Annotated in this window: 11 protein-coding genes; 8 read left to right on the plus strand and 3 right to left on the minus strand. The window is 41.0% G+C overall.

Annotated elements, in window-relative coordinates:
- Positions 1-126 precede the first annotated feature (126 nt).
- The gene (locus Q0541_RS14315) at positions 127-801 is read left to right on the plus strand and encodes a hypothetical protein (protein WP_298911362.1); all 675 of its coding nucleotides are present in this window, start codon (positions 127-129) and stop codon (positions 799-801) included.
- An 84-nt stretch (positions 802-885) separates the two neighbouring features.
- Positions 886-1,323: a DUF29 domain-containing protein gene (locus Q0541_RS14320; RefSeq protein WP_298911364.1), complete on the plus strand. Its 438-nt coding sequence runs from the start codon at positions 886-888 to the stop codon at positions 1,321-1,323.
- Positions 1,324-1,775: 452 nt separating this feature from the next.
- On the opposite strand, the gene Q0541_RS14325 is transcribed toward Q0541_RS14320, so the two are convergent.
- Positions 1,776-2,180 (minus strand): hypothetical protein, encoded by a 405-nt coding sequence (locus tag Q0541_RS14325; protein ID WP_298911408.1) that lies wholly within the window; start codon positions 2,178-2,180, stop codon positions 1,776-1,778.
- Between the two features lie 297 nt (positions 2,181-2,477).
- On the opposite strand from Q0541_RS14325, the gene ppsA reads away from it, so the two are divergent.
- From ppsA to Q0541_RS14340, 3 genes are all read left to right on the plus strand, one after another.
- Positions 2,478-4,973, plus strand: coding sequence for a phosphoenolpyruvate synthase (ppsA, locus tag Q0541_RS14330; RefSeq protein ID WP_298911366.1), 2,496 nt, complete (start codon positions 2,478-2,480; stop codon positions 4,971-4,973).
- A 48-nt stretch (positions 4,974-5,021) separates the two neighbouring features.
- The gene (locus tag Q0541_RS14335) at positions 5,022-6,764 is read left to right on the plus strand and encodes an ABC transporter ATP-binding protein/permease (RefSeq protein WP_298911368.1); all 1,743 of its coding nucleotides are present in this window, start codon (positions 5,022-5,024) and stop codon (positions 6,762-6,764) included.
- 179 nt (positions 6,765-6,943) lie between these two features.
- On the plus strand, positions 6,944-8,452 hold the full coding sequence (locus tag Q0541_RS14340) for a phospholipid carrier-dependent glycosyltransferase (protein WP_298911370.1): 1,509 nt from the start codon (positions 6,944-6,946) through the stop codon (positions 8,450-8,452).
- A gap of 295 nt (positions 8,453-8,747) precedes the next feature.
- Here the strand turns inward: Q0541_RS14340 and Q0541_RS14345 are convergent, their stop codons facing one another.
- Both Q0541_RS14345 and trmB read right to left on the minus strand, forming a co-directional pair.
- Positions 8,748-9,008 (minus strand): hypothetical protein, encoded by a 261-nt coding sequence (locus Q0541_RS14345; protein ID WP_298911372.1) that lies wholly within the window; start codon positions 9,006-9,008, stop codon positions 8,748-8,750.
- Positions 9,009-9,090: 82 nt separating this feature from the next.
- Positions 9,091-9,744, minus strand: coding sequence for a tRNA (guanosine(46)-N7)-methyltransferase TrmB (gene trmB, locus Q0541_RS14350; protein ID WP_298911373.1), 654 nt, complete (start codon positions 9,742-9,744; stop codon positions 9,091-9,093).
- An 856-nt stretch (positions 9,745-10,600) separates the two neighbouring features.
- Here trmB and Q0541_RS14355 point away from each other — a divergent pair.
- The 3 genes from Q0541_RS14355 (at position 10,601) to lnt (ending at position 18,425) form a co-directional block, all read left to right on the plus strand.
- A complete protein-coding gene (locus Q0541_RS14355) occupies positions 10,601-13,654 on the plus strand; it encodes a type ISP restriction/modification enzyme (RefSeq protein ID WP_298911374.1) in 3,054 nt (1,017 codons plus the stop codon).
- A gap of 579 nt (positions 13,655-14,233) precedes the next feature.
- The gene (gene gyrA / locus Q0541_RS14365; protein WP_298911378.1) at positions 14,234-16,840 is read left to right on the plus strand and encodes a DNA topoisomerase (ATP-hydrolyzing) subunit A; all 2,607 of its coding nucleotides are present in this window, start codon (positions 14,234-14,236) and stop codon (positions 16,838-16,840) included.
- Positions 16,821-18,425, plus strand: a complete 1,605-nt coding sequence (gene lnt / locus Q0541_RS14370) for an apolipoprotein N-acyltransferase (RefSeq protein ID WP_298911380.1) — start codon at positions 16,821-16,823, stop codon at positions 18,423-18,425. The genes gyrA and lnt overlap by 20 nt, the downstream gene beginning before the upstream one ends.
- Positions 18,426-18,627: the final 202 nt, after the last annotated feature.

Raw genomic sequence — 18,627 nt, forward strand, 5'->3', positions numbered from 1 at the left:
CTTACTTATCCTGACTGATTTTCGTCCTCTTTGCAAAAAACTGGGATGCTCCCAAGTATAAGTGTGCTAAACCGTAGTCTGCGCCATACTAATGTAGTAGTTAGCTGCTTTAGTAATTTTATACTCATGACACTCTTCTCCTACTGCCTACGTTACGATGATGGCTCGGCTCCTAACCCATTCTGGGAAGTTTGCACTCTCGCAATTTGCAAGCCTGTTATCCGACGAGTAGCAAGCATTGGAGATTGGGTTGTAGGACTTGGTTCTACACAGTCACCAATTGGGAATATTGCTGATTACGTTGTGTATGCGATGCAGGTAACGGACAAGATGACATTGCAAGAATACGACGAGTTTTGCCGAGTTCATAGTCCTCACAAAATTCCAAAGTGGGAGAGCGAGAAGTTCGAGTATCGTGTTGGCGATTGCATCTACGATTACAGCCAAGCAGAACAAATAGTATTGCGTTCAAGTGTTCATGGCAAGAGTAATCAACAAACAGATTTAGGCGGTATCAGTGTTTTAATGTCGCGGCACTTCTACTACTTCGGTGACAAGGCTGTTCATTTGCCTGCTTCGCTCACTCCACTTGTTCATAAAAACCAAGGACACAAATCGACAGCAAATCACCTATACGTAAAGCCATTTGTAACTTGGATCGATAATTTAGGGTACACGCCTAACCAAGTATATGGTGAACCCCAACTAAAAAAGGAATTTATCTTCAACCCAGATATTAACGGTTGCTGTGCCCGATGCAATTTGCAAGATGACGATGCTGATCAGAGGAGTAATTGCTAGATTACTTTTGTAAGATATCTAGTACAGCACTGCATTGGGCGAAAATATGATAAATGTCGTTGAAAGCAGAGGAGGTAACTGTTGATGAGTAAAGCAACACTCTACAATCAGGACTTTCTACTGTGGACACAACAACAGGCTGAGTGCCTGAAGAAAGGACGCTGGGCTGAGTTAGACGTTGAACATTTGGTAGAGGAACTAGAGGCTTTGGGTCGGAGTGAACAAAAGGAACTTGGAAGTTATTTGCAGGTGCTTTTAATGCACTTACTCAAATGCCAATATCAACCAGAGCGAAAAACCAAAAGTTGGGTTAACACAATCTCTAACAGCCGAAACCAAATTCAAGATTGCTTGGAAGATACTCCCAGTTTGCAGCGCTTTCTTGAGGATTGGGAGTGGATAGAGAAATATTATCGCCGTGCCCGTCGAGACGCAGCCAAGGAGACTCAAATGCCAATAGAAACTTTTCCCCTTAAGTGTCCTTTTACTATGGAACAAGTTCTTAATCCTGACTTCCTCTAAGTTAGACTGCTGATCCTAAGCAATATGAATGATATCATGTCCGTTGCTGAATCAGAGTATGAATTGGCATTTTTCGATATGACTAAACAACGGTTCTTTGCGTCTTTGCGTGAGACTAATTCATACTTTCAATCAGCAACGCCATATCATGTCCGGCTAATCACAAATCAATTAAAATTTCTTTGCGTAAGAGCGTCCCCGTGTCTTTGCGTCAGCCTAAATAATAAGTCTTTTACCGGACATGATATGAGTGGTACAAAGAAGACCTCGCCTCCACGCAAACCAGCATCATAAATACCTGAATCAAATCCTATATCTAATTTTTTTGCTATGGTGATCCCAAAGGAATTATTAAGTACTTACGAGGTGTCAATCAAGTAACTAGTTAATTAGCTTGTATATTAAACTACAAATACACATAAATATATTCTCTAGAAAGTGGATCTATTTTGTTACTGATTGGGTTGGGCAATACGCATTTCGCTCTCTTCCAATGTTTGTAACAATAGACTCCTTGCCTGCAATTGCCAACCCCATTTCTGAATTCTGTAAGCTAATACAGTCCCCACTACAGACGCTAACAAGCCTATAGGTTGATTTAAAGAAATTCCCAGCAACAAACCCAATCCAGCAATTCCCCAAAATGGTAAAGCTACTGCTTGCCTTTGTTCTTCCACAACTTGGGTAATTATATTAGATTTTATAGTAGCAAGTAATGCCTCTTTGACTTGCTGCTGTTCTGTTGCTGATACTGTTAAACCTATTTGACGGCGCAGTTTTTCAATTTTACGGGCATCAGTGCTGTACTCAGTTAGCTCATCTTCTGCCATTTTCAGCAGTCGTTCTAGTTGCACCATTGTGGATTGCTTCAGGTATTCAGATATAGCCATTATCTCTAATAATTGTTATTTCTAGACTATAGTTTGCAATTTAATTGCACAATCCAAAATCACCTCGCTGGCTGCAAAATCTAAAATTGAAGATAGGAAAAATATACTAGTACACCACGGCGGAAATAGAGCAACCATTTAAAATCCCTAAAAAACCCATTCCGTAATACTTTTGACTTTTGACTTTTGACTTTTGACTTCCGCCTTGCGGTACTAGTGGTTAGGCACTGATCAAATTGAGTATAAACTTAAAAGGTAATTTTTATGACTACTGTATCTAAAAGCACTTTATCTGTATCTGCAAAAGAGCGATCGCTAATTCTGTGGTTTGATGAAGTTGGTATTGCTGATATCCCTGTAGTTGGTGGTAAAAATGCCTCACTGGGGGAAATGATTCAACAGCTAACGCCCAAAGGTATTAACGTTCCCACTGGATTCGCCACAACTGCTTATGCTTATCGTCATTTCATCCAATCAGCAGGGTTAGAAGCAAAGTTACGCCAACTCTTTGCTGACTTGGATGTTGAGGATGTGAAAAATTTACGAGAACGGGGGAAAAAAGCGCGATCGCTATTAATCCATACCCCATTTCCTGTAGAATTGCGAGATGCGATCGCTAAAGCTTATCAGAGTCTTAGTGAACGATACAACGCAGAGACAGATGTTGCAGTCCGTTCCAGCGCCACCGCCGAAGACCTCCCCGATGCTAGTTTTGCAGGACAGCAGGAAACTTACCTTAACGTTGTCGGTGCTGAAGGAGTTTTAGCAGCTTGTCATAAATGCTTTGCTTCCCTATTTACCGATCGCGCCATTTCTTATCGCCACACCAAGGGATTTGACCACTTTAGCATTGCTCTAGCTGTGGGCGTGCAAAAAATGGTGCGCTCTGACTTAGCAACCTCTGGGGTGATGTTCTCCATTGACACAGAAACCGGTTTTAAGGATGCGGCACTGATTACAGCCGCCTACGGTTTAGGGGAAAATGTTGTTCAAGGGTCTGTAAATCCTGATGAATACTATGTTTTTAAACCAACTTTAAAAGCTGGTTTCCGCCCAATTATCGATAAAAAATTGGGCAGTAAAGAACTGAAAATGATTTATGATGACGGCTCAAAATTCACGAAAAATGTTTCTGTTTCGACCAGCGAAAGAGGCAAATTCGCCCTAAGTGATGAAGAGATTTTACAACTAGCAAATTGGGCGTGTTTAATTGAAGACCATTATTCCCATGTCCACGGCATTTTCACTCCAATGGATATCGAGTGGGCAAAAGATGGAATTACTAACCAACTTTTTATTGTGCAAGCGCGTCCTGAAACCGTCCAGTCGCAGAAGACGGGAAATGTGTTGCGGAGTTATCGGTTGGTATTGGGGGATAGGGAATGGGGAATAGGGAATGGGGAAAAATCTTCCCTCCCTGATTCCCAATCCCCAATCCCTCTTGTTACGGGACGGGCGATTGGGGAAGCTATTAATCAAGGGAAAGTACGCCTAATTTTAGATGTTCAGAAACTCGAACAGTTCAAACCTGGGGAAGTTTTAGTGACAGAAAGAACTGATCCCGATTGGGAACCGATTATGAAACGCGCCAGTGCAATTGTCACCAATTCTGGTGGCCGCACATGTCATGCAGCGATCATTGCGCGAGAATTGGGTGTACCTGCGATCGTGGGATGCGGCAATGCTACAGAAATTTTGAAACCTGGTCAAGAGGTAACAATTTCTTGCGCTGAAGGGGAAGAAGGAAAAGTTTATGCAGGCTTATTACCTTTTGAAGTGAAAGAAGTTCCTTTAGAGAACTTACCCCGCACCCGCACTCAAATTTTAATGAATGTTGGTAATCCCCAAGAAGCATTAAGTTTATCGGCAATTCCTAACGATGGAGTCGGTTTAGCGCGGACAGAATTTATCATCGCTAACCAAATCCAAATTCATCCAATGGCGTTGATTCACTATGACTTATTAAAAGATGAATTTGTCAAAGCTAAAATTGCTGAAATTACTGCACTTTACGACGAAAAATCCCAGTATTTTGTTGATAAATTAGCCCAAGGTATAGGTAGAATTGCGGCGGCATTTTATCCCAAACCAGTGATTGTCCGAACCTCAGATTTCAAAAGTAATGAATATGCCAATTTGTTAGGTGGGCGACAGTTTGAACCCCACGAAGAAAATCCAATGCTGGGTTGGCGGGGGGCGGCACGTTACTATGATCAAGGTTACAGGGAAGCTTTTGCCCTAGAATGTCATGCCATCAAGCGGGTAAGGGAAGAAATGGGTTTAACGAATGTTATCCCCATGATTCCCTTTTGTCGTACTCCCGATGAAGGGCGTTTGGTTTTGGCAGAGATGGCAAAAAATGGTTTAAAGCAGGGTGTTAACGACTTGCAGGTTTATGTGATGTGTGAGTTGCCCAGTAATGTTATTCTGGCTGAGGACTTTGCTGAGGTATTTGATGGCTTCTCGATTGGTTCCAATGATTTAACTCAGCTGACACTGGGGATAGACAGGGATTCAGCGTTAGTGGCGAGGTTGTTTGATGAGCGCAGTCCTGCTGTCAAGCAAATGGTGAAAATGGCTATAAAAGCTGCAAAAAAATATAACTGCAAAATCGGCATTTGTGGGCAAGCACCCAGCGATTACCCAGAATTTGCTCAGTTTTTGGTGGAACAAGGAATTGACTCAATCAGTCTGAATCCAGATTCGGTTTTAAAGACGATGTTGGAAGTGGCAAAAGTCGAGGGTGTTGAGTCAGTTTAATCGCCAGTATACTTCTATAAAGAGTGAAAACTTCCCCCGTTATTCGCAATGAGTACAACGACCACTAAGCCGAAACAATTCGATCCTCAGCTATGGCAGCAATTTGTGGAAGTTGCTAAACCTTACTGGTTTTCTGAGCAAAAGTGGAAAGCTAGAGGACTACTACTACTATTGCTAGTGCTGGCATTAGCGGTAAATGCCATTAATGTCAGTATTAGCTTTATTTTCCGAAATATTAATACTTCATTGGCAAATTTTCCTCAAAGTCGAGATGCGACCAACTTTTGGAAATTCATCGCTATTTATGCTGGCCTTTTAGTGATTGCAACTCCGATAATTGTGATGTTTGGCTATATCCAAGACAAGTTGGGATTGCAATGGCGGGAGTGGTTAACAAATCACTTTTTGGATAAATATTTCCAAAATCGTGCTTATTATCGGATTAATTTTAATGATAAAATTGATAACCCAGACCAACGAATTTCTGAAGACATCAGGGCATTTACCCGCACTAGCCTGTCATTTTCACTGCTGATTCTGACATCAATTGTCACTTTAATTTCATTCACTGGAGTTTTATTATCCATCTCAGTTTCCTTATCAATTGCCCTTGTGACATATGCAATTGTTGGGACGATTATCACTGCCTGGGTTGGTCAACGATTAATTGGAATTAACTTCAATCAGCTTAAACGAGAGGCTGACTTTCGTTATAGTCTGGTTCATGTTCGTGATAATGCAGAATCCATCGCTTTTTACCAAGGTGAAGCAGAGGAGACAGTTCAGCTAAAAGATCGTTTACTGCGAGCAATCTGCAACTTTGATTTGTTGATTAGCTGGCAGCGAAATTTAGGTTTCTTTACTCAAAGCTATAGTTACTTTGTTGCAGCTCTACCCTACCTGGTAATCGCACCTATCTACTTTGCAGGCAAAACTGAATTTGGGACATTCACTCAAACAGCGATCGCCTTCCAACAAATTTTCAGCGCCTTGTCTGTTGTAGTCAACCAGTTTGAAAGTCTGACAGCTTTTGCAGCAGGAGTTGAGCGGATGGGTGGCCTAGCTGATGCCTTGGAAAAGCCATCCCCAAAGTCCCCAGAAATGACAACTATCGCCATGACAGAAGATTCGCAGCTAGCATTACGTCATGTCACCTTGCTGACTCCCAACTATCAACGCACCTTGGTTAGGGATTTACCATTAAGCTTGCAGCCGGGAGAGGGTTTGGTAATTGTCGGTAACAGTGGTAGTGGTAAGAGTTCTTTATTAAGAGCGATCGCTGGATTATGGAATGCGGGTACTGGTCAAATTATTCGTCCTCCGCTCTCGGAAATGATGTTTTTACCGCAACGTCCATATATGGTATTGGGTTCTTTGCGAAGTCAGTTGCTCTATCCCAACACCAATAGTGATATCAGTGAAACCAAGATGTGCCATGTCTTAGCACAGGTAAACTTAGCAGATTTACCAGAACGACTTGGAGGTTTTGACATAGAGCTAGATTGGGCAAATGTACTCTCATTGGGAGAGCAACAGCGCCTTGCTTTTGCGCGACTTCTACTGAATACACCAAGTTATGTCATCCTAGATGAAGCTACAAGTGCGCTGGATCTTGCTAATGAAAAGAACCTTTATCAACAACTCAAAGCTAAACAAACTACATTAATCAGCGTCGGGCACCGCCCTAGCTTATTACAGTACCATGAGTACGTATTAGAGCTAGATGGCAATTCTAACTGGCAGTTGATACCCACTGAGGAATATACTGTTAACCTCAATGCCTTTAACTAATGCTCAAAGCCTTCGATTAATCATCTCTCGTCATTACAATGGTTGCCAGTTATTACTAATAAAACCAGCAGGAGTGATATGATTTCTGTCTAATTAATAGCCTAATCTCAAAAAACTACCTATGAGAGAAGAGAAGCAGGGGGAGCAGGGGAAAATTCTTAATTGTTGACTTTTGACTAATGAATAAAAAGTGGTTCCGAATTGGCATGGTAAGTATATTTATTCTCTCAGTTGCCTTACGATTTTGGGGACTGGAGAGATTTAACACTCTGGTGTTTGATGAAGTTTACTTTGCGAAATTCGGTAATAATTATCTCACGCATACGCCATTTTTTAATGCCCATCCGCCGCTAAGTCAATATCTGATTGGCATCGGCATTTGGATTGGCAGTCACATTCCTTTTTGGCACGATACTGTGAATGGGCTGACAGGTTCAATGCGATCGCCTTGGACTTATCGGTGGTTCAATGCCCTCACAGGCTCATTTATCCCTTTAGTTGTGGCTGCGATCGCTTATCAATTGAGTTATCGTCGTAGCTTTGCAATCCTAGCAGGTTTGTTCACAGCTTGTGATGGTATCTTTCTAGTTGAGTCTCGCTACGCTTTAAGTAATATTTATATCGTCATCTTTGGTTTGTTAGGGCACTGGTTTTTATTATTGGCATTAGATAACCAAAATCGGCGACGTTCATTTTGGTTAGTTTTTGCTGGTATTACTTTTGGTGCGTCAGTCGGTACTAAGTGGAATGGTTTATGGTTTTTGTCAGGTGCTTATCTCATTTGGATAGCAGCTTGGGTAATTCGGGGAATGCATTCTTTTCTTAACTCCAAACTCTTTTTTAGATCCCTCTCATTGAAGGAGGCAGAAGGCAGGAGTCAGGAAGCAGAAGTTAGTACTTATTCTTCCTCATCTCAGACACCATTACAAAACTTGACTCAGCTAAATATTTTCCAGATGCTATTTTATCTAGGAATTATCCCAGCTTTTATCTACAGCATCATCTGGATTCCCCACCTTCAACTAGATAAAACATATGGATTCATTGCAGTACATCAGCAAATTTTGAAGTTTCACTTACATTTAGGTGGCAATAGTCCTAACGTGCATCCTTACTGTGCTGCCTGGTACAAATGGCCTTTGATGACTCGACCAATGGCATATTATTATCAAACGGCTGAAAGTATCACTGAACCATTACCTGTGATGGGGCCGCCTTTACCTGCCGGTGCTGGACAAGTTATTTATGATGTCCATGCAATGGGCAATCCATTTTTATGGTGGTTTGGTGTCGCTGCCATATTGTTTTTAGTAGGGATGCTGGTATCACAATTAGTGATTTTTTGGGTGAAGGAAAAGCGTTTTTCTGTGCCTGCAACTCTTAGTGTTGATACTTGGATTGCCTTGTATTTAGTTATAAATTATGCTGCTAACTTATTACCTTGGGTGAAGGTGACGAGGTGCGTTTTTATCTACCACTATATGTGTGCAGTAGTGTTTGTATTTTTAGCGATCGCTTGGTTTGTTGATCAGTGTCTTCGCAGTTATTATCAACAACTCCGGGCGATAGGTGTCACTATTACTTTTATCATTCTAGTTGCTTTTATTTTCTGGATGCCCGTTTATTTGGGTTTACCTCTCTCCCATAACGGTTATAAGCTGCGAATGTGGTTCAATTCTTGGATTTAATTAAAGGGGCATTGGCTAAACAGGGTATGGGGCATAAGGCATGGGAAGAATAATAACTCCTAACACCTAATCCCTTCCCGCGATAAGATTAACAGTAAACCAAAAAGTTTTTCCCCAAAGAGCTTTGACTGGTCGAAAAGGAGGGGAGGGGAAATTGGGGAAGCTGAAGGAGTAAAGAAAATAATTCAGTTCTGGCTAAATTGGCAAAAAATATTGCTCAATTGCCATCCAATTCCTCCCCTACCGAATATCTCTGAAAGTTACACCAAATGCTTTATTTTAGTGCTATTGATTTTTAAACCAGTTGAATGTCTAGATTAGCTTGGAAACCAATAGGCTTATTTTGAATGACGGCGAATCTAGATTCTTGGAAGAACAAAGAACCATTTAGGGGATCATAACTGAAGTCGCTGATGGAAGTAGCACCAAACCCTGCTTCAGAAATCTGGATTTTGTCACCTTCAACAGCCTTAAAGTCTTTGATAACGATAAGCAAATCTCGATAACTAACAAGGGTTAGTAATAAAAAGCTACAAAAAGCTGATGTTGTTTGCATTTGTGCCTTTTGCCTCCATCATGCAATCTTTACAAAACCAAGTCAAACTTGGCATTTGTAGTGCTACATTATCGCGCTGTTACTACTCCTCATTCACAATTTCTCCCCTGACAAATAAAGCCCGATAAACAGGTTCACCCCGCGATAGGACGCTTGTTTCCCGTTCTGTGGGGACTGGGAGTGGGTTTTGGGCTAGCCATTCTCCAGCACCCATTTTCTGATAAGCTGGGTGAGCAGCAAAGCGATCGCGCATTTCCACAGCGACAAATTCCATATCTGATTGCAGAAATACAACCGAACCAACCGCAAGATAACTGGCTAAGTCTGCCACTAATTCTGGTTGGACTACACGACGTTTAGCATGGCGGGTTTTAAACCAAGGATCGGGGAATTGAATTGTAACACGTTGTAAACTTCCTGGAGGGAGGGAAGATAAAAGTGAGTGCAGTGAGTTATTCACATTGCAAAACAAGTAATGCAGATTTGTTAAACCTAACTGAAAACGCAACTTATTCGCCTCCCCCACCAGTGGTTCCCGAATTTCTAAGCCTAGATAATTCCAGTTTGGTTCTATCTTGGCCATATTAATCAAAAACTGTCCCTTAGCGCAGCCAATATCTAAATGTAGTGGTTGATTTGGCTTTGCATAAATTTTTTCCAAGTCTTGGGGACTTGCTGGTGTTTGATACTTTTTACCAAGTGGATTAACATGCTGGCGGACTCGGACTGCTGCCAAAATTTGCTCTCCTTTACGTTAAAATATCCTGTGGTGTCACATTAGAGCAGCAATTGGGGATTGGATTGAAAAAAACGAACAAAATATTCATAATTATACTAAAACACACTCGATTAAAGATGGGCAAAAAGGAATATACGCATCTGCTTTAGGTAAGATTTATAAAATTATATTTGGAAAAAACAAGGCACATATCATTAACAATTCAAAATTCACGCATTCAAAATTCAAACATTTTAGACATTTTCAGACGGGGATTTAAACCCCAACTGAAACCGAGCTACGTTTATGGTTGGGGTCTTAAACCCTTTAATTTATGATAAATTATTAAATGTGGCTTCATAATGTCGCGTCTTTAATTTTTGAGAGTGTTCTCGTTGCAACAAGGGTTTCAGACTATAAAAAGTGCAAGTTATACGCACGACAGCTTAGAAGACACTAAAAGACATGAGCGATATTTTGAATATCCGCCGCGTTGGTCAAATTGACGAGTAGGTAATTGGTAGGGTGCGTTAACGTAGTGTGACGCACCAGTTTGCGATCGTTTTTAGGAGTCGAACCGCAGAGGGCACAGAAAAAGAGAGAAAAAAATTAAGCTTACGTATTATTACTTAACTTAATGTATTATATTTTGTAGATTAAAACTAAACAGCAGTATATTTTACATCTTTACTAGGCTGCGTTTGTCATAACCTTTGTAAAAACGTGATGTTATTTAGAAATTCACGTCTTTTTACGGAGTATTTAGTTTTAATTTATTCAATCTTCATGTTTTAGTTGTGGAGTTCACGATGTTAGTTACTAATAATTAAAGCTAGTTTGGACATACTTGAAATTTATAAAATTTTGATAAAGTATGTCCAAACTTCTGGTTAGTCAATATCATACAGAAGTAGAAAAAATTATCCAATATGGCGGTTCACGTAAAGAAACATCGATTCGGGTTGCATTTCAAAACTTAGTCAATGAATATTGCAAACCTAGAGAGTTTAGACTTATTCCCGAACTAGATTACAAAACACCTAGCGGCAAACTTGTTTATCCAGATGGCACTGTTAAAGATGCTTTGCGTTTGGATTGGGGCTACTGGGAAAGTAAAGATGAATATGACAATTTAGACCAAGAAATTGAGAAAAAGCTCATAAAAGGCTACCCAGATAGTAACATTCTGTTTGAAGATTCGCAAACAGCAGTTTTAATTCAGGGTGGACAAGAAACCATGCGCGTCCCGATGAAAGATGCTGACGCGCTGGATGGAATAATTACATATTTTATAAATTATGTTCGCCCGGAAGTTAAAGATTTTCGTGAGGCAATTGAAACTTTTAAGGAAGACTTACCGACTGTTTTAAATGCTTTGCGTGACTTAATTGATAGTCAAATCGAAACAAACGCAGCTTTTCAAACAGCTAGAGATAAATTTTGGGTTATTTGCAAAGAATCTATTAATCCTGAAGTTACTTTGCTGGATATTAGAGAAATGATTATTCAGCATATTTTAACTGAAGATATCTTTATTAGCATCTTTAATGAATCTCAGTTTCATCGAGAAAATAATATTGCTCGTGAATTAAAAACTATCATCGATACATTTTTTACAGGTAGCACTAAAAAGAATACTCTTGGTACTATTGAGCGTTACTATGGTGTTATTAGAAGAACTGCTGCGAATATTTACAATCATCATGAAAAGCAGAAATTTTTAAAAGTGCTTTATGAAAATTTTTATAAAGCATATAATCCGAAAGCGGCTGACAGGCTAGGTATTGTCTATACACCAAATGAAATTGTGCGCTTCATGATTGAAAGTGTAGATTATTTAGTTAATAAAAATTTTGGTAAGCTATTAGCTGATAAAAACGTAGAAATTTTAGATCCGACTACAGGAACTGGGACGTTTATTACTGAACTGATTGATTATTTACCTAAAAATAGTCTGGAATATAAATATAAGCACGAAATTCACTGTAATGAAGTAGCGATTTTGCCTTATTACATCGCCAACTTAAATATTGAATACACCTATAAGCAAAAAATGGGTGTATATGAAGAGTTTAAAAATATCTGTTTTGTCGATACACTAGAGCATACATCTTTTGAAGGTAAACAAATGAATTTGCTTTCACTGAGTGTAGAAAATACAGAAAGAATTAAACGGCAGAATGAAAGTAAAATATCAGTGATTCTTGGTAATCCACCTTACAATGCAAATCAAGCAAATGAAAACGATAATAATAAAAATCGCCTCTATCCAGAAATAGACAAGTTAATTAAGGATAGTTACGTCAAATACAGTACTGCCCAGAAAACCAAAGTTTATGATATGTATGCCCGTTTCTTTCGCTGGGCAACAAACAAGTTAAATGACAACGGTATTTTAGCTTTTATTACCAACTCCTCTTTTATCAATGCAAGGACATTTGACGGATTTAGAAAAGTTGTTGATGATGAATTCAGTGAGATTTATATTATTGATTTAGGTGGGGATGTAAGAGCTAATCCTAAAATATCAGGTACTAAGCATAATATTTTTGGTATTCAAGCTGGCGTTGCTATTAGCTTTATGGTAAAGAAAAAGGAAAGCAGTAGAGGATCGTGCAAAATTTTTTTAACCCATAGATCAGAATTTGAAACAGCAGAGGATAAGCTACGGTTTCTGGCAGAAACTAAGTTATCTCAGATTAATTTTGAACACATTACACCAGATAAAAGCAATAACTGGATAAACCTTACTGATAATGATTTTGAGAGCTTGCTACTATTAGCTAACAAGGAAACTAAACTTGTTAAAAGCAACAAAGATGAGTATGCAGTTTTTAAGTTGTTTTCCTTGGGTGTCGTTACTGCAAGAGATGAATGGGTTTATGATGATTCCTTTGAAAATCTGGAGAGAAAAATACAATATTTAATTCAGGTTTATAATCAAGATGTTGATAAATATTACGGAAAAATAAATCAGTATACAACTGTCTCTATTGATTCCGGTATTAAGTGGAGCAGAGCAGTTAAGAAAGATTTGATAAAAGGTGAAAAATATAGCTTTAAACAAAGTTGTTTTATAGATGCTTTATACAGACCATTTGTAAGAAGAAAACTTTATTTTAATAAGAATTTAAATGAAATACAATATCAGCAAAACCAAATATTCGGTCAAAATGTTGATAATAAAGCAATTTTGTTTACTGCTGGAAGTAGATTAGATTTTGCAGCTATAGCTTCAAAAATTTTGCCTGACTATGCTATTTATTCATTAGATATGGTGCAATGTCTTCCCCTCTACCGCTACGACAAAGGCGGGAACCGCATCGACAATATCACCGACTGGGGATTATCCCAATTCCAAACCCATTACAGCAACTCGACAATTACCAAATTAGATATTTTCCACTACACCTACGCCGTCTTGCACAATCCCACTTATCGCACAAAATACGAACTTAATTTGAAACGAAAATTTCCCCGCATACCCTTCTACGAAGACTTTCACCAATGGGTTAACTGGGGTAAAAAGTTGATGGATTTGCACATCAATTATGAAACTGTCGAACCCTATCCTTTAAAACAAATTGATTTGCCTTTGGCTAAAAATAACAATAGAACACCAAAAGCAAAACTTAAAGCCGATACAGCTAATGGAACCATTATTTTAGATGATGTCACAACTCTAGAAGGTGTACCCAAAATTGCTTGGGAATATCGCCTTGGCAACCGTTGTGCTTTAGAATGGATTTTAGATCAATATAAAGAAAAGAAACCTAAAGATCCAACTATTGCTGAAAAATTCAATACCTACCGCTTTGCAGATTACAAAGAACAGGTAATAGATTTACTACAAAGAGTTTGCACCGTCAGCATCGAAACAATGCAGATTATTCAAGAGTTCGAGATGTACGCGATCGCTCACCTTTAGTGTAAAGTCGAGTTAATACCTTTGCCAAAAATAAAGGTACGTCTAACTTTTACCAAAACAGCCCAAGATAAACGTGTGCTTGAGTGTTAAGAAAAACGTAAAACCTTTATCGCCTCAGACTTTGAAGGAATTCTTGCTTGAGCGCAAAATAGTTAGTAATCTCTCCAAAAATAAGCGGTGTAACTTTTATTTTTGCTCGGATTGGCTGTAATAAAGCGTTTAGGCTGCAATGTGAACTGTTAGCCTTTCTATATACGCAACGGTCACTCATACCAGGTATCCGAAAGTAATCACCTATTTCTAGTTGTTGAAAAGTCATCAGATCCTCAGAATTTTTGGTAAATAACGGTTATAAAAGTAAGAGCTTATAAACCCTTTAACTAGCCAAGAGCCTCTATATTGTAATTTATTATACCCTTTGCTAACTAGATATTTGGGTTAGTTATTCAGGCAAAAAAAGGCATTATATATGCTAAGATTGTATCAAATTCTGGCAATTATTCAAGAGCAATTTAGAATAATTTTGCGCTTTATTGAATAAAAAAGCTAAAATCTACGATTTTTGGAGATTTTTAGGTTATGACAACCTCACAGGAGAGGATTATCCCGATAGACTTGCGAACCGAAATGTCGCAGTCTTATCTGGAATACGCCATGAGCGTGATAGTGGGTCGGGCGTTGCCAGATGCCAGGGATGGTCTAAAACCTGTGCATCGTCGCATTCTCTACGCAATGCACGAGCTAGGTCTGCTCCACGATCGCCCGTTTAAGAAATGCGCCCGTGTAGTGGGGGAAGTGTTGGGTAAATATCACCCCCACGGCGACACAGCAGTGTATGATGCCTTGGTGCGGATGGCGCAGGATTTTTCCATGCGATCGCCCTTAGTTAACGGACATGGTAACTTTGGTTCGGTAGACAACGATCCGCCGGCGGCAATGCGATACACAGAATGCCGTTTGCAAGCTTTAACTAGTGCCGGTCTACTGCACGACATCGAATTAGAAACTGTAGATTTTGCCGATAACTTCGACGGTTCCCAGCAAGAACCAACAGTGCTACCGGCGCGGATTCCCCAGTTGTTGCTCAACGGTTCCTCTGGGATTGCCGTGGGCATGGCAACCAACATTCCGCCGCACAATTTGGGCGAATTGATTGATGCTTTGGTGGCTGTAATCCACAATCCAGAAATCACCGATCTCGAATTAATGCAGTATGTCCACGGCCCAGACTTTCCGACTGGGGCGCAGATTTTGGGGACGTCTGCTATTCGAGAAGCTTACACTACTGGGCGTGGTTCCATCACCATGCGTGGTGTAGCTAACATTGAAACCGTTGAACAGCGGGGACGCCCAGATAGAGAAGCAATTATCATCACCGAATTGCCCTATCAAACCAATAAAGCGGCGCTGATTGAAAAAATCGCCGAAATGGTGAACGAAAAGCGGCTAGAGGGCATTGCAGATATCCGCGATGAAAGCGATCGCGACGGGATGCGAATTGTGATCGAACTCAAGCGTGATGCTTATCCCCGTGTCGTGCTGAACAACCTCTACAAGCAAACACCGCTACAAGCTAACTTTGGGGCGAACATGCTGGCGTTGGTTAATAGCGAACCTCAAGTACTCACCCTCAAGCAGTTCTTAAGCGTCTTCTTGGATTTCCGCATCGAATCCATTGCCAGACGCACCCGTTACGAACTACGGAAAGCCGAAGAACGCGATCATCTCCTCCAAGGGTTATTGATTGCCCTGTCCCAGTTAGATCCGATTATTGTCTTGATTCGCCATGCCCCCGATGCGCCCACAGCCAAAGGTGAGTTGATCACAACTTACGGACTCTCAGAAGTGCAAGCAGATGCGATTTTGCAGATGCAATTACGGCGGTTGACTGCCTTAGAAGCAGACAAAATTCGTCTGGAACACGAGGAATTACAAGCGAAAATTACCGACTTACAAGATATTTTGGCCCGCCGGGAGAGAGTGCTGGAAATCATCGAAACTGAAGTCGGGCAACTGAAAACTAGCTTCGCCACACCCCGCCGCACGGTGATTTTACCAGGGGAAGGGGAATTAGATGATCGTGACCTAATTGCCAATGAAAAAGCAATAATTTTGGTTACAGAGCAAGGCTACATCAAACGGATGCCAGTTAACACCTTTGAAGCGCAAAGCCGTGCTACCAGAGGTAAAGCCGCAGCCAAGGTGAAAGATGATGATACCGTTGAGCATTTCTTGACTTGCTGCGATCACGACAGTATTTTATTCTTTAGTGAGCGTGGTGTCGTTTACTGCCTGAGAGCTTATCAAATTCCCGTGAGTTCGCGTACTAGTCGCGGCACACCAATTGTCCAAATGCTACCCATTCCCAAAGAGGAAAAAATCACCTCGATTGTACCTGTTGACGAGTTTAGCAACGAAGAATATCTGGTCATGCTCACTAAGGGCGGCAATATCAAGAAAACTGAATTGGCAGCATTTAGTCACATTCGCGCCAATGGCTTGATTGCCATTTCCTTAGAAGAAGGCGACCAACTCCGCTGGGTACGACGCGCTAAAGTAGAGGACAGTGTAATCATTGGTTCTCGTAACGGGATGGCGATTAACTTCCGGTGCAACCACGAACAACTGCGTCCTTTAAGTAGAGCAACTCGTGGGGTGAAAGCCATGAAACTCAAAAATAAAGATGAACTGGTGGGTATGGATATTCTCCCCGCAGCAATTCTTGAAACTTTGGATATAGTTACAGAAACCGAAATTGAAGATATCGAAACAATCGAAACAGAAGATATCGAAATTACCGAAATTAATGAAGAGTCCGCAGAAGTGCCTAGCAATGGCATTGTTGGCCCTTGGGTGTTGGTAATTACAATGGGAGGATATGGTAAGCGCGTACCAGTTGCCCAGTTCCGCCTGCAAAACCGTGCCGGTCAGGGTTTAATGGCAACCAAGTTCAAAAACCGCAAAAACAAAGATAAGTTGGCAACCCTACGCATTGTCAACAATGATGATGATGAAATCATGATGGTGACAAATCGCGGTATTATCATCCGGCAAGCGGTAAATGCGATTTCTATCCAATCGCGATCGGCAACTGGAGTCAGAGTGCAGCGTTTAGACGAAGATGATGCCATTACCGGAGTGGCAATAGTTCCACCTGATGCTGTCGATGCAGAAGAAGCAGAATAAAAAGCAGGGGGAGAGGTTAACCGCCTCACTCCCTTACTTGATTGCCTTAGCCAGCGGCATTTTAATGGGGCTAACCGTAGCCCCTGTAGGTGCATGGTTATTGGCTTGGATTGCCCTAGTCCCTTTATGGGTGCTAGTTGTCACTTCAGCCAAAAGCAAAAACCAATTTCCTCCAGCTTTCCTCTGGGGTATCGGTTATCACGGTGTCGCCTTATTTTGGATTACGGGAATTCATCCGATGACATGGTTGGGTGTTCCTTGGTTACCAAGTTTGGCAATTACCCTTTTTTGTTGGGGATTTATCAGTGTATTGGGAGGGGTATTCGTTACTATTTGGGCAGCTGTAATGGTTCGCCTGGGTGGACAAAAATCGTGGCTACGTATATTAATTGGTACAGCCGTCTGGTGCGGCTTAGAAAGTCTATGGAGTGCTGGGCCTCTGTGGTGGAGTTCCCTTGCTTACACCCAAAGTCCGCACAATCTCGTGATTTTACATCTGGGCCAACTCTCTGGGCCTAATACTGTGACAGCAGCAATAGTTGCTGTGAATGGCTTAATTGCTGAAGGATGGACGAACCGCCAACAGGCCAAGTCCGCCAAGATTTCCTCTGTGTCCTCTGCGCCTCTGCGGTTAATTAATAAATACTGGCTTATCGCCACAGGACTATTAATTACCTTACACCTGATTGGTTTTATCTTATATAGCCGTCCTATCGTCCAACCCCTAGAAGCAGCCTTGAAAGTGGGGATTGTTCAGGGTAATATCCCGAACCGACTTTTACGAAGTTCTGAAGGGTTTCGTCGCGCCCAAGAAAATTACACCAATGGATATCTAACTTTAGCAGACCAAGGTGTAGATGCAGTCCTCACCCCAGAAGGAGCCTTACCTATTTTCCAGCGCAACTTGATGGAAACTGCCTTAGTCGCAGCAGTGAAGAAAAAAGGGGTAGTTGCTTGGATTGGGGCTTTTGGCGAACGGGGAGACAGTTATACAATTAGCTTGTTTACTTTCAACAGTAAGGGTGAAATTGTCAGCCGCTACGATAAAGCCAAACTAGTGCCTTTGGGAGAATATATTCCCTTTGAAGGAATTTTAGGGGGGATAATCCAACGCTTATCACCTTTGGATGCACACCAAGTTCCGGGTTCGGCAAATCAGGTATTTGACACTCCTTTTGGTCGGGCGATCGCTAGTATATGTTATGAATCTGCTTTTGGTGAACAATTTCGCCGTCAAGCTGCTGCGGGTGGGCAATTTATCCTCAGTTCTTCTAACGATGCCCATTACACTGCATCCATGCCATTCCAGCACCATGCACAGGATATCATGCGGGCAATTGAAACTGATAGATGGTCAGCACGGGCAACAAATACAGGATATTCAGCCTTTGTAGATCCTCACGGTAGAACCTTGTGGATATCTGGATATAATACCTACGAAACTCATGCTGATACAATTTATCGCCGACAGACACAAACTTTATATGTGCGTTGGGATGATTGGTTAACACCTTTATTGTTGATATGCTCTGGAGGAGCTTGGCTGCTAACTCAATTTAGCGATCCAAATAAAATAAGTAATTAGTAATTAACTAGGTCATACTATAGGACTGATATTTGATTTTTGAAATATACGTAGGGTGCGTTAGCCTTTGGCTAACGCACCACCTCTGATTCTAGGTGCCGTACTCAAGGGCGATAACACAACGCCAGTCCGCTCAAGTCGGGAAACCCGCCCAGACGGCTGGCTCCCCTACATATACTTAGATTTTTTCACGCAATCAAAT

Origin of the sequence: uncultured Nostoc sp. (assembly GCF_937863485.1) — a bacterium.
GTDB lineage: Bacteria > Cyanobacteriota > Cyanobacteriia > Cyanobacteriales > Nostocaceae > Nostoc.

Coding starts and splice junctions, on each gene's coding strand:
- Q0541_RS14315 (WP_298911362.1), top strand. CDS start 127: ATGACACTCTTCTCCTACTGCCTACGTTACGATGATGGCTCGGCTCCT.
- Q0541_RS14320 (WP_298911364.1), top strand. CDS start 886: ATGAGTAAAGCAACACTCTACAATCAGGACTTTCTACTGTGGACACAA.
- Q0541_RS14325 (WP_298911408.1), bottom strand. CDS start 2,180: ATGGTGCAACTAGAACGACTGCTGAAAATGGCAGAAGATGAGCTAACT.
- ppsA (WP_298911366.1), top strand. CDS start 2,478: ATGACTACTGTATCTAAAAGCACTTTATCTGTATCTGCAAAAGAGCGA.
- Q0541_RS14335 (WP_298911368.1), top strand. CDS start 5,022: ATGAGTACAACGACCACTAAGCCGAAACAATTCGATCCTCAGCTATGG.
- Q0541_RS14340 (WP_298911370.1), top strand. CDS start 6,944: ATGAATAAAAAGTGGTTCCGAATTGGCATGGTAAGTATATTTATTCTC.
- Q0541_RS14345 (WP_298911372.1), bottom strand. CDS start 9,008: ATGCAAACAACATCAGCTTTTTGTAGCTTTTTATTACTAACCCTTGTT.
- Q0541_RS14355 (WP_298911374.1), top strand. CDS start 10,601: ATGTCCAAACTTCTGGTTAGTCAATATCATACAGAAGTAGAAAAAATT.
- gyrA (WP_298911378.1), top strand. CDS start 14,234: ATGACAACCTCACAGGAGAGGATTATCCCGATAGACTTGCGAACCGAA.
- lnt (WP_298911380.1), top strand. CDS start 16,821: ATGCAGAAGAAGCAGAATAAAAAGCAGGGGGAGAGGTTAACCGCCTCA.